The sequence below is a fragment of the Legionella longbeachae genome (assembly GCF_004283175.1).
Taxonomy (GTDB): Bacteria; Pseudomonadota; Gammaproteobacteria; order Legionellales; family Legionellaceae; genus Legionella; species Legionella longbeachae.
The window spans coordinates 55,946-70,277 of record NZ_RXNW01000016.1 but is presented as its reverse complement, the minus strand read 5'-3'; the positions used below and the strand labels follow the sequence as shown (position 1 = coordinate 70,277).

Sequence of the window (14,332 nt, the reverse complement as noted above, 5' to 3'; positions counted from 1 at the left end):
AAAAGTTAAACTACGGATTTAACTTATTACTTTTATCCATTATTACTTCTTGCTTTTGTACTGGCATTTGCTCGTGAAAATGTTTCTTATAATCAGAATTCTTTTGAATAACCTCTTCGGATGGGTCGATATTTGATTCCAGTTTTTTCTTAAAGGTTTCTTCTTTCTCTAAGACTTTCAGATGATCCAATTTTTTAGTTTCGCTATTAACTTTCGTATAGAGTCCCGTTAGATTCGCAACCTTTTTTATTTTTTCGGAATACTCTTTATTTTTAGTTGTATCAGTAAACTGAATTTCTTTAAATATTGCCTTACATTGCTTTTGAAATTCTTCAGGAGAAAGATTTTGCTCACACATTGCTATAACTTTTATTTTTATTTCGTCTTCGTTTTTAATATCTGTCTTATTTGCTTTGATAAGTTCTGTTGTCTTTTGAATAATAATATCAAATATCCTATCTCCCTTACCATGTAGATCTAAATCAGGACTCTTAACTTCATCCATAATAATTTCTTGGCCTCCCCCTAATGGCCTATCTTCTAGAGAAATAGGTTTTTCTTCAGAATGAGACCACGTAGGTTTTATAATTTGTTCAGGTCTCTCCCCATCAACCTTCAAATCTAAAGATGGAGCATTTTGTAACATTTCAACATTATAAATTACGGGTATATTAGGTGAAGGGTTAGCCAATTGTTCCGAAGAAACAGAGTATTCCAATTTCCACTTACACAGCATTTTTTTAATAACATTGCTACCTTCTTTTGGTATCCCTAAAAACCATACTTCAAATTCATCCTTAACATCAACAGACTTGATTTGCTTTTTACTTTGAGTCTCTTTTTCAATCTTAAATTGTGGGCAATCTGATAAAATTAAAAGGGGGTTATTACTTTTACCTGCCGCAGCCTCATCATAGTAAGGGTTACTTGCATCAATCCCTCCATCGCGAATTCGCTGACTGGAATTAAAGTCACATTTAATTCCAGTGTCATAGATAACCTCTCGTTTACTCCCTACAATATTTTGAACTAAACCGTAGGATTGATACTGGCTAGGATTATCCACAATAAATTCAAATTTGATATCTGGAGGTTGAAAAGTAATGTTGGAAGTACTCTTTGATATCTGCAGTAAAAGATCGCTTTGATCTTTTTCCACATCATTAACATAAATGCCGTATTTAAAATCCTCTGATGTGGGGGACACATTTTCAATTTTAGAGTCAGTCATTGGCAATCCATAAATAGTTGTGTTGTCTCCTAAATATAGATCACATTATCAGTCATTGATGTATTTGTTTTTTGAAAACATTGTAATAAAAACATACACAAATATCTTGTCAAAAGCAAAATCAAATGATAACGTACGGTACTTACTGTATATTTTTTGAGAGGTTTGGGATGGTTTATTCAAAGCAAAATATGGCCTTTAAAAGCGACAAAAACCAGTTTTTTCTAGAACTTCCTAAAAAAGATACGGTAACCAATAAAATTGAAAACATAGAAACCAGGGCGAGCCATATTGCTTATCCCTTTTTGTTACAAAACCAAAAGACGCTTGAGGCTGAGTTTGCGCATACGTTTGCGGTATTGCAGAAACAAAAAGATAACAATAATGAAGCCTTTTGGTTGTATTGTTATTATTGCGCCACTTTGTTAGAAAATTTTTATAAAGCCTATTCACAACAAAGCAAAGAAGAAGAATATAAAGATTTAAAGAAAAAAATTAAAAATCATTTATTAAATAAAAATGAGGATGCCGTTTCCGAAGAAGCGTTTATTGAATCTTTAAAACAAAGTTATCTGAAAAGTTTCCGTAATTTGATGTCTTCCCCTTTTCATATCTCACAAATTCGTGATTATGTTGCTTACTCTAATTTGTGTCGCGTGTACTGGGTTTTTTGTCGACTCACTTTAACAACAGGCCTTGCATTAGCAAAAGACTTACAATTTATTGATAAATTGGATGCTATTTTGGGTACCCATACAGATGTCGATAAAATAATCTCAGTGATACAAGCTCCAAATGGCATACTTAATTATTTTAGTGTCGGCTTTTTCCTAATGCGCTTTATGATCGATGCAGGCTTATTGATAAGGCATACCTTCTTCCCAACTGACGCAGAAAAAAAGGACAACACAACAGCCTTAGAACGTTTTAAATATGAACTCAATAAGCGTCATTGCAATTTTGCTAATGACCTGGTGTGGGCTACTGTTAATTTCTTGACGAACTTTAACCATATTACCCATATTCCAGGTCCTGTTGCAGGAGCAATTACTGCTGTCTTTTTAGGATTTGACGTCTGTATGACTTTATATAAATGTCAGCTGGCAAAACAAGATTATCTCGTTAAGAAAGCGCAGTATGAGCAGGAAATCGAAGAGTACAATAAACGCTTGATGCAACTTAAAGACGCTACTGAAATTAAAAATGCAGCGGCGCATATAGCTATGTTACAAGCTCAATTAAAAGAATTGGAAATTGATTGGCGTACTAAACAAGGAACTTTTTATTTTGTAGCTTCAGCAGCAGCTTTATTGATGCTTGGATTCACGGCTTCATTGCTATTTACCCCTCCTGGTATGATTGTTGCGAGTTTTTTTGTGTGTACCCTGGCTACAGCAATGTATCTTTCTGCTGGTGCTTATTCAACATTCCAAGAGAAAAGTTTGCGATTAGAGCAAGCACAACTTTCAGGAAAAGATCTTGATATGGCATTTCAAGAGTATCAAGCGGCACGTAATGATTTTATATTTACGATGGTGAAAAATACGGTAATGCCGGCACTCTTGATAACTACGTTTGCTATATGCTGGCCTGCAGCAATAGCATTAACAGCAATGTACTTAGGCTATGAAATTTATCATGCTTATGATCAACATAAGAGCAAAAAAGAAGCAACGCAGCTTGCTTTAACTGCTCCTTCTGAGGAGAAAATAACAGAGGGTAGTTGTTGCTATTCCTAGAGTACCGAATGATTTAAAGTAAACCCCGTCGCTAAGGCTTGGTATGAGAATTAGCGACAGTCCTTTTTGCGTTTCCTTAGCCCGAATAATCCAAGTGCAGAATAGCTCAAATCATCTTTTAAATTCAATTTTGTGACGCTCCCTTAAGGATGGCGCGCAATTCGTATAAAGTGGGAACCTGCTCTAATATTTTTTATTATTTATTGATGATAAAATACTCAATTGCCATTGATTTGTACTATATGTTAATGAACTTATGTTGATTTTAGAAATTTAGTTATGGATTAACCACAAATAGAAAACCGGGAAATGAGGTTAAATAATGAATAAAAAAAAACGCTCATATGAATACAGCGTCATTGAATTATTTGAATCTCAAGTCAAAACAACTTCAGATTACATTGCTTTAAGTGATAAAAAATCACAATATACTTATAAAGAGTTAAATGAAAAAGTAAACCAGTTTTCTCACTGTTTAAGAAAAAATGGCATAATTAAAGGGGATTGCGTTGCAATTCTTCTGGATCCAAGCACCGATTTTATATTATGTATCTTAGCGATCGCCAAACTTGGTGCTGTATATGTTCCTATGGATACATTAGCTCCAGTAACTCGATTAAATCATATGCTAAAGGATACAAATCCAAGGCTTGTTATAACCAGCGATGAATTAAAACAAAAGGTGCAGGAAATTAGTGTATCTCAGTATCTTGTGAGACAACTTCACCTTGAATCAATCAGTTACCCCAAAGAAAATATCAAGGAAAAGATCCATCCTGAAGACCCTCTTTATATGATTTATACGTCGGGCTCAACAGGAAAACCTAAAGGAGTAATTATCCCTCACCAGGCGGTGGTCAATTTGTCAGTTGTTGAAAACTATGCCTCAGTGCAGCCTGGTCAGATTTTAGCTCAATGTAACAATTTGGCCTTTGATGCCAGCACTTTTGAAATATGGAGCTCGTTATTAAATGGAGGAAAACTTTATGTTATTTCAAAAGAGGTCCGTACCAATCCTCTGGAGTTGAAAAAAACGCTTGAAGAGAATGCAGTGGAGTATTTACTCTTACCTACCGCTTTGTTTCATCAATTAATCAAATCGGCACCTAAAACCCTGAACCAACCTAAAACCATCCTTTTTGGTGGAGAGCAAATAAATCCAGTTCTTTTAAGGCAATTTATAGTACATCGCAATAAGATAAATAAACCAGTGACTTTGATTAATGGCTATGGGCCATCAGAAGCCACTACATTTGCATGTCGCCATATTGTTAATGAAAAACTACTTGCTAGCGATGAGCATCTGTCTGCGATAGGGGTTCCTTTTAAAAATACTCAAATTTATGTCCTTGATGAGCAGATGAATGAGGTAGAGGAAGGTGAATTGTACCTAAGTGGAATTCATTTGGCTCTGGGGTATCATCGTAGCGAAGAGATAACTTTTGAAAAATTTATTAAAAATCCATTTTGCCAAACTCCACCCTTTAAAAGGATATACAAAACTGGCGATTTGGTAAGGAAATTGCCTACGGGTGAACTACTATATACCGGCAGAGTAGATGATCAAGTGAAAGTAGGGGGGTATCGCATACATCTTAGCGAGGTAGAGCGGAAACTCATGAAACATAATGAAGTGAGTCTAGCTGCTGTGGTTGTAGAAATAGGTGGTGGTTTGCATAAAATGCTTACTGCTTATATTGTGTTCTCCTCACCGCATACGAAAATTCATGCAGACGAGTTGCGGGAATTCTTAAGCCAAGAATTGCCAAGTTACATGTTACCTGCCAAATACGTCATGGTAGATGAGTTGCCTTTAACACCCATAGGTAAAATTGATAAGACTAAGTTAGATCAAATACCTCATACGGATTTATCTTTTTATATCGATAAATCATTAACCAACAAAACAGAAGAAACATTAAAAGAGATTTGGAATTACCTGTTAAATCGTTCTCATATTGAGGTAAATAAAAATTTATTCGATTTGGGGGCTACCTCACTGCTGATTACTGAAGCATGTACACTCATTAATAATGCATTGCATACAGAGTTGCAAGTCGTTGATCTTTTAGAGCACCCAACAATTCATAAATTAACAAAGTTTATCGAAGGGGATATTGATGTTCCTATGGTGCGAGAAATACACTCCACTGCCTCTTGGGATATTGCTATTGTTGGAATGAGTTGTCGATTTCCAGGGGCAAAAAATATCGATCAGTTTTGGAATAACCTATGCCAGGGAAAAGATTGTTTAACTCGATTTGATTTTGAAGAGTTTGGTAGTTCATTGCAAAAAACTTCTAATTTTGTACCTGTGAAAGGAGTACTTGCAGATATAGATAAATTTGATGCTTCATTTTTCAATTTTAGTCCTGTAGATGCGAACATTACCGATCCTCAACAAAGGATTTTTCTAGAGTGTGCATGGGAGGCATTAGAGCATGCTGCTGTAGCCCCTAAAAAACAGGAAGAAAGAACGATTAGTGTTTTTGCTGGAATGACGGACAGCACTTATTTACATGAAAACCTATTAATGAATAATCGATTTTGTCGTGAATATGATCTCTTTCACCAACGTATAGCTACCAGCCTCAGTATGTTAAGCACCCAAACTTCATACCGTCTTAATTTAAAAGGGAGAAGTGTGAATGTGAACACAGCCTGTTCTACAGGATTAATCGCTGTGGATCATGCATGTCAGGATTTGATTCTAGGGCATAGTGATATTGCTTTAGCGGGAGCGAGTTGCATTACGGTACCTCAAATCGATGGATACATCTATCAGCCAGGAAGTATTGTTTCACCTGATGGCTATTGTCGACCTTTTTCTGCTGAAGCAAATGGTACTGTATTTTCAAATGGAGTAGGAGTAGTAGTCCTTAAACGTCTGGAAGATGCCATAAACGATTGCAATACTATATATGCGGTAATTAAATCACGAGGTGTAAATAATGATGGTGTCGATAAATTAGGTTTCACCGCCCCAAGCATGAGTGGCCAGGTGTCCTGTATTAAAGATGCTTTATGCCAGGCAAAACTAACCCCAGACCAAATCAGTTTTGTTGAGGCGCATGGAACTGCGACCGCACTAGGGGATGTTATTGAGCTTCATGCATTGTCTGCAGTATATCGGGAACAAACCGAACGTAGCCATTATTGTGCCTTAGGCTCAGTGAAAGCCAATATAGGGCATACCGATGTGGCGGCAGGATTGGCAGGATTAATCAAAACCGCATTGAGTTTGTACCATAAAAAAATTACACCCATGATTCATTTTGATAAACCTAATCCCAACTTGGGTCTTGAAGAGAGTCCTTTTTATGTTAATGACCAATTGCTGGATTGGGATAGTGATGATGGAGCGCGTTATGCAGGCATAAGCTCTTTTGGCGTTGGGGGAACCAATGTTCATATGATTTTAAGTGACTATGATGTGCATCGACAATCTACAGTACGTTTTTCGCAAACCGAGGAATTAATATTTGTATCTGGAAAAACACAACGTGCTCTTGAAGAACAAACTCAAAAGCTGGATCAGTATTTAAGTGCGGATGGATGCAATGATAACATGCTTCGAGACATAGCCTACACTCTGCACAAGGGGAGAGATGATTTCAATTGGCGTCGTTTTAGTGTGGGTAAGAGCATTATCGAAATACAAAAGGGTCTGCGTGAAAATGACTCTGTATATCGTGATGATGAAGTGCAATACAGTATAGTATTTATGTTTAGTGGCCAAGGCACGCAGTATCCGCGGATGGCTATGGAGTTATTTGATACTACTCCCCGTTTCAGGGAGTATGTATCGCAGGGTATTAAAACAGCAAATCATTATTTAAATTGTGATTTGCTCGATCTTATAAAAAATTCAGATACGGATACATTAGCGCCAACACAATTTACTCAACCGGCATTATTTATTATTGAATACGCATTGGCACGATTACTTATGGAGTGCGGCGTACAACCAGACGTGCTTATAGGTCATAGTATTGGTGAATATGTGGCAGCCTGTCTTGCTGGTGTTTTTTCCTTTGAAGACGGTATTGCACTGGTATGTGAACGAGGCCTTTTGATGGCTAAAGTACCTGAAGGACAGATGCTGTTGATAGAATGTTCTGGTGAAGAGTGTCAACAATATCAATTAGTTTCAGGTGCGAGCCTGGCACTACATAATGCGACAAACCAATATGTACTTGCAGGAAATCCTGACAGCATTGGGGTCTTAGAAAAACACCTGATAAAACACAAAAAGCAGTATCACAAATTAAAAGTAAGCCATGCCTTTCACAGTGGTATGATGGAGTGTTTGGAAAAACCATTTAAAGAGCTTTTTTCAAATATAAGGCTCTCACCGCCAACGATACCTATAGTATCAAATGTCACAGGGGAGCGGCTTTCTGCTGAAGACGCGATGAGCCCTGAGTATTGGTACCGCCATTTACGCCATACAGTCCAGTTTGCTCAAGGGGTTCATCTTCTGTTAAACGATGAGCATCCGCTTTTTGTTGAGGTGGGGTTAGGCCAGTCTCTATGTGGATTTGTCACCACTATGTCATCGAAGCAAGTTTTTGTAACGTCCACACTTCCAGGTCATTATAAGCCTGTATCTGATCTGACTCAATTTCTTACTACACTTGGACGATTGTGGACAAAAGGGGTTTCCGTACTTCTAGACCCTGTATATGGATCTTCGGTTCGAAAACGTATCGCCTTACCTACTTACGCATTTCAAAGGCAACGCTATTGGATAGATCCCGATCGAAATTCTCCAAAGCTTAAGAAACAGACAGTACTTTATAGCCCTGTTTGGACACGTGGGGCTTTGAGTGAAGTCAATCATACAAAGATAAGCGACTATCAATGGGTAGTTTTTAAAGACTCAATGGATATAGGCCAACAGATTATTAATGTTTTGAGTTTCTATAATGTACGACCTATTATTATTGAATCTGGTGATGAGTTTATCATTCATTCCCAATCCCACTTTACCATTAATCCTGTGGTGAAAGAGCATTATATTGACTGTTTTAAGTGTTTGAGGGAAACGTTAAATCATCCAAAACTTATTCATTGTTGGTCACTTGATGAAAATCAAGGGTTGGATGATGATGCTACTATTGAGGCCAGTTTTGATAAGGGATTTTACAGTCTTATGTATGTTATCCAATCATTTGTTGAAGTCATTGGAACCAAAAATGAATTGGGCTTTTGTATCATCACGCGTGGAACACAACATATCTTGGGAACGGAACGTTTATCTCCTGCTAATGCAACTTTATCGAGTTTTTGTCGTGTTGTACCCTTAGAACATCCTTTAATTCGTTGTCTCATGGCTGATATTGATCGTGATGTAAAAGGAGTTGAATTAACAGCTATATTTGCGGATATTCTCGCCACGCTCGTTGATAAATCCAGGGATATCCTTGTCGCATACCGCAATAATTATCGTTGGCTTCCTGCCTATGTAGCCATTGAAAATAATTCTTTAAAGACGCGGCTTTCTGATAATGGTATTTACCTTATCACCGGGGGCCTTGGCGGAGTAGGCTTGGCATTAAGTGAGGCGATAGCAAGCCAGGTATGTCAACCGGTTCTTATTCTAAGTTCCAGAAAGCCATATCCACCACAAGAACAATGGACACGGATTTTAGCAGACAAAAACCATGAAGATCATGACACAGTAAGCCGGTTAAAATACATCCAAAGTTTAGGTGCTTCAATCAATCTGTATCCTTGTGATGTAACTAATGATCAAGATGTATCTCAATTATTGCATTGGATTTTTCTAAAATATGGAAAACTGAACGGACTTATTCATGCGGCAGGTAGAGCAGGCAACGGAGTTTTACAATTAAAGACTCATGAAAAAGCATATCAGGTGCTCTCCACTAAAATTTATGGGGCTTATTATCTTGCAAAAGCAACGCAAAAATTACCAATACTTGATTTTGTCGTATTGATGTCTTCCATTGCAGCTGTAGTGGGAGCGAAAGGTCAAATAGACTATAGCGCAGCAAATGCAAGTTTGGATGCTATGGCGCAATCGAATTTATTCCATTCAAAATTTACCTTAAGCCTCAATTGGAATACCTGGCGTGACGTGGGTATGAGTGTGCATTCATCAAAAACGGATGATTTAAATTTACTTAACCTAGGCAATGACATTAGTTCAAAGGAAGGCCAATCTTTATTTTTAAACGCATTGTCTACCTCATACAGACAACTTGTCATTTCTAATTATGAACTTGATCGATATCAAGCGCTTTTGGCAAATACGGTGAATGAAAAAGAGGAGACAAAAAACAAAGTATCACGGAAGCATTTGAACATTAAAAATACTTATTCAGAGCCTCAAGACGAACTGGAAAAACAGCTTGCGAAACTCTGGCAGGAGTGTTTACACATAGACTCAATAGGCAGGGAAGATAATTTTTTTGCTTTAGGTGGTCATTCATTAAAGGCTATGACACTGATTGAGCAAATGAATACGCTATTCAATTGCTCTTTATCGATACAGCATATGTATAAAGCGCCTACTATTGCTTTATTGCGTCAACTTATCAGCGAAAACCATAAACAATCCATAGATATCATTGTGCCTTTAAATGAAATTGATGAGCTTAAACCCAAACTATTCTTTTGCCATCCGGTGAGCGGTTTGGTTTATTGTTTTAATGAAATAGCATCCCTATGGAAATCTGCATCGATTTACGGCATACAAGATCCGAGCATTTCAGTTGGGAAAATGTTGTATGACAGTATTGATTCTATGGCAAAGCAATATGTAGATGCGATTTTACATATTCAACCTAAAGGGCCTTATTATCTGGTTGGTTACTCCTTTGGTGGGACAATGGTCTATGAGATTGCTCATCTTTTACGACAACAACACCATAAGATAGGTTTATTAGCTTTAATTGAAAGCTGGTCTGTATTTTCACCACGCCAGCGCGAGGACAGTTATTCCATAGGACATTTTTTCGCTATGTACGATAAAAGAAACAAAGAGCTTGCTTATTTGGCTGCAGAGCGGATGAAATTGTTGTTAGAGCATGAACCAACATTGACAAGTCAGGATATGATACTGTTTAAAGCCAAGAAATTGAATGAAGGGTATCAAGAAATTGATGATCCTTTTAATGGATGGGCTAAATTTAATAAAGGAAACATTGTTTGTCAGGTTATTGATGCAAACCATGACACGATTATGAATGAAGAAAACAGCAAAATGATTGCTGAGTTTTTGCAAAAAAGCGGTTTTTATCAATGAAAGGATGCAAATTTTTAATCATGAAAAATAACTAATTTATGAAAATAACCCAAGAAGAACTGCCTGTGATGGCTAAAGCTTATGATATTGCCTCGTGTTCTTTAATCGTCATCGATCGGTTAATGAATGTGGTCTTGGTTAATCGTTGTGCTAAAAAAATATTGAATATTAGCGCATCTTCCTGGATAGGAAAGCCCCTTTTATCAGTTTGGGAGAAAGCAGGGCTTCCACCTGTTTTAGATAAAAATATGAATCTTGTTTGCCCCAAGATCATGATTATTAATAAATATTATCGAGTATGGAGTAAAGTAAGGGTCGTCATAGACAATAAAATACATTGGTTTTTACTCGATAAGGATATTTCAGAAGTCGATGATACCTACATGACTTTAGAACATGAGATAGAAAAAATTACTGGGCATGTTTTTGAAAAGCACCTTCCAGTGAATCAGTATGTGGATGAAATTCGCCATTTTCTATCGAGCATGATTAATCGAATCCCCTGTTATGTCTATTGGAAAAATAAAGATCTGGAATATGTTGGTTGTAATGAAATGGCAGCCGAGTTTTTTAGCCTAAAATCTTCCGATGACATCATTGGAAAGACCGATTTCGATTTGTTTTCAGATAAAGTGATTGCTGAAAGTTATCGTGAAGTCGATAGGGAAATATTGCAACATGGAAAGCCTGTTTTGAAATTGCCGCAAATTTTAGTGCGGCATAATGGCGAAACGTTCCATACTCTGGTAAGTAAAGTGCCTATTACCAGCGAGAATGGTTCGATTGTGGGCGTATTGGGCATCACGATTGATGTGACCAAAGAAAAACAGGCAGAAATTGCTAAAACAGAATTTATTGCCAATATGAGCCACGATATTCGTACGCCACTAACCGGGGTAATCGGACTTTCGGAAATATTGGAGAAAAATTTAACCAATCCCTTGCACAAGGAAGAAGCGCATTTATTGTATGAAAGTGGCAATCAACTTTTAACCATGATTAATGAGATATTAGAGGATGTGCGCGCAGGCAGTGCCAATGATATGGACATCCACGAGGAAGCATTTGAATTACGTCAATGTATTGATGATTTAATAAAACTTGAAGCCCCAACAATTGCAACAAAAAATTTAACCTTCACATGCACGGTTGATTCCCATGTTCCTCAATTTATTGTCAGTGATAGGAAAAAAATCCATCATATTTTATTAAATCTTTTGGGAAACGCAATAAAATTTACTCAAGCTGGAGGTATTACCCTTACGGTCAAGCCATTATCTTTTACTGCTTTTCATACCCTGTTGCATTTTAGTGTTTCAGATACGGGAATAGGAATTCCTGAAATGCAAAAGGATAAAGTATTTGAACAATTTTTTCGTGTTAATCCTTCTTACGAGGGAAACCAAACGGGATATGGCCTAGGTCTTCATATTGTCCAATCTTATGTTACATTATTAGGTGGCCATCTTACCCTGGAAAGTAAGGAAGGAGAGGGGACTACTCTCTCTTTTGATTTAAATTGCCGTATTGGATGTAAAGAAAATTTAATTTCAAACGACAAATGCAAAGAGCCATTTGAGAATCAAAATAGCGAATCGCAACGCTCTGTATTAGTAACTCCATCTCAGCATAGAGAAGATCCTCTTCAGGTGTTATTGGTTGAAGACAACCCTGTTGCTTTAAAAGTTTTAGAATCATTTGTTGCTAATGAAGGATATCGATTCACATCCGCCATGGATGCTAATAAGGCTTTGGAATACGTCAAAGCATCGCGCTTTGATCTTATTATTACGGATATTGGTCTTGCGGACATATCAGGAATCGAATTAGTGAAACAGATTAGGCATTGGGAAAAAATAAATAATTTTTTTTCGGTTCCCATTGTGGGATTAACAGGTCATGCCCTGGAAACTGCACGAGTTGAATGTATTCATGCAGGAATGAATGAGGTATTTAGAAAACCGATCAACATGCAGATGCTAAAAGATATTATGAAGCAGTTTCATTTGGATAAGCGTATATCCAGTGAGGCGATTACTGTAAATCAAGGTTCACAACCATCTATTTCCAGTTTGGATTTCGAAGTTCCTATGGCTAAAGAATTATTAGCCCTGGATTCAGTTTCTCTTTTTGATGCGCAAGAGGGAATGAAATACATTAATGACGTCTCATTATTGTTTCAGTTATTAAAAGAATTTACTTCACCAACCATTCAACAAGACATCCAAAACTTGAAGAATGCTTACCTGGAGCAGGACTGGAGGCAAATTGATTACTTGACGCATAAAATAAGAGGAGGGGTTGCCTGTATAGGAACCAGGCGTATGTTTTTAGCCTGTCAATATCTGGAACAATACTCTAAAGCAGAAAATCAAGTGATGCGGGATAAACTGTATCATCAGGTAATCGACGTGAATCAGCAAACTCTTGAAGAGGTCACGCGATGGTTGCATAAGTACACCAATATAGTAGTTAAATAAATACTAAAAATCATTTTTTAAATAGCAACAAATAAACGTTACTGTTTGTTTTGAGTAGTGAATTTTATCTTAAAAACACTCCCTATAAAGTAAGTGTATGGGCGAGTTTTTGTTATTTCACTGCTTGCTCATGCTAGTGAATCCGTGATCACTGATAGTGATGGTCTTACGCCTTAAGGTTTTATCAACGACGAGGATTTCAGTTTCGTCATGAAGATATGAAATTGCATTCGATTCCTCTTATATTTGAAAATACAAAATTGAAGATTGCTTCATCGAATTTCAGAAATTAATTAAACATTTGGTTCGTACGTTAGCGTAGTCATCGTATTAAATCAGCTCTAATTTATTGAAAACAATAAAATATCAAAACAGTTGATATGACACATCAAATTAATCAATTGGTTATTTTGTTTGCTAAATGCTTTATTTTATTCATTAAGTTAAAAAATAAAGTGGAATTCATAGGCATTAAAACCAAATAGCCTACACCAATGGAATCTCTTGAAGGAAAAATAAAGGAGTTATGAGGCGTTATTTTTAAGAAGCGAAAGGGAGGTTTTAAAACATCAATACCAAGAAAGGACTAAGAAATGCAAACAAAAGCATTCATCTTTAGTCACAAACTATTAAATAATTTTTATAAGATTGGGAGAAAGAAAAAATGCCAATAGAAGACATAATACACCATAAAAACCTACATAAACCAACAGAGCCGCCACCACTAGGCTCACCCATCATTCAGGATATAAATCCCCAAGAGCTTATATTGGAAGCAAAATCAAAAGAATCGTTTCTCAGAAAGCATAAAAAAGCAATTATTGCGGTAAGTGCCTCTGTGTTGGCTGCTGCTGTTTTAGGCGTAGCTGCCTTCTTTGCCTGGCCTGCTGTTGCATCTGCGATTCTGGGGTTTGGGGTTTTTGGCCTTACTCTTGGGGCTCTAGCTGGCGCTAACTTAGTTGCCCAGGTTGGCTTGGTTGCTGCTGTATTTGCAGTTGGCGGTTTTATTGCAAGCGGCGGGCTTTTTACTGCAGGTTCCAAGGCAATAAATAGTATAAGAAAAGCATGGAATTCCTTGTATGCGTCACCAGTTGGGACACAAGCTATTTTTATAACCCAACCCGACCCAATAATGAGTATCGCGAAACCATGGCCGCTAAATGGAGGTATTAGCAAAAATAATGCGCCATTAAGTTCGGTTACTCCTGCAATAGCTCCAGTTGCAACTCAAACCAGTTCGGTTACTTTTTTTACCCAAATGCAACAAAAGAAAGATAAATGTATGCGGCTGGTTGAAATCAATAATCAGTTATTAAATGGTGCATTGAGTAAAATAGAAAAGAGGCAGCTGAAGACTGAAATTGCAATTCTTGAGAAAGATATCCTACCAAATCGACAAAATAAGTTGGATCAAAACAAACAGAAAGAAGAACAAAGCATATCTAACTTTAAAGATGAATATCGTAGTATAAGGTCGTGTGATGATACATCTATCCAAACGCCAACTGCATTCAGCAATATAACTAAAGTGACCCCATGATAATATTTATTGAATCTGGCGGGAACGAATTGGATCATTGATTTAACAAATAATATTAAATAGTATATT

5 protein-coding genes are annotated in these 14,332 nt (G+C 36.9%); 4 read left to right on the top strand and 1 reads right to left on the bottom strand.

Annotated elements, in window-relative coordinates; translation table 11 throughout:
• Window positions 1-10: 10 nt before the first annotated feature.
• Window positions 11-1,231 (bottom strand): hypothetical protein, encoded by a 1,221-nt coding sequence (locus tag EKG34_RS15280; RefSeq protein WP_003633871.1) that lies wholly within the window; start codon window positions 1,229-1,231, stop codon window positions 11-13.
• A 170-nt stretch (window positions 1,232-1,401) separates the two neighbouring features.
• On the opposite strand from EKG34_RS15280, the gene EKG34_RS15275 reads away from it, so the two are divergent.
• The 4 genes from EKG34_RS15275 to EKG34_RS15260 all read left to right on the top strand — a co-directional run bounded on the left by EKG34_RS15275 (window position 1,402) and on the right by EKG34_RS15260 (window position 14,263).
• Window positions 1,402-2,970, top strand: coding sequence for a hypothetical protein (locus tag EKG34_RS15275; protein ID WP_003633873.1), 1,569 nt, complete (start codon window positions 1,402-1,404; stop codon window positions 2,968-2,970).
• Between the two features lie 322 nt (window positions 2,971-3,292).
• Window positions 3,293-10,243 (top strand): type I polyketide synthase, encoded by a 6,951-nt coding sequence (locus EKG34_RS15270; RefSeq protein WP_003633874.1) that lies wholly within the window; start codon window positions 3,293-3,295, stop codon window positions 10,241-10,243.
• Window positions 10,244-10,281: 38 nt separating this feature from the next.
• Window positions 10,282-12,723, top strand: coding sequence for an ATP-binding protein (locus EKG34_RS15265; protein ID WP_003633876.1), 2,442 nt, complete (start codon window positions 10,282-10,284; stop codon window positions 12,721-12,723).
• Between the two features lie 664 nt (window positions 12,724-13,387).
• A complete protein-coding gene (locus tag EKG34_RS15260; protein ID WP_003633879.1) occupies window positions 13,388-14,263 on the top strand; it encodes a hypothetical protein in 876 nt (291 codons plus the stop codon).
• Window positions 14,264-14,332: the final 69 nt, after the last annotated feature.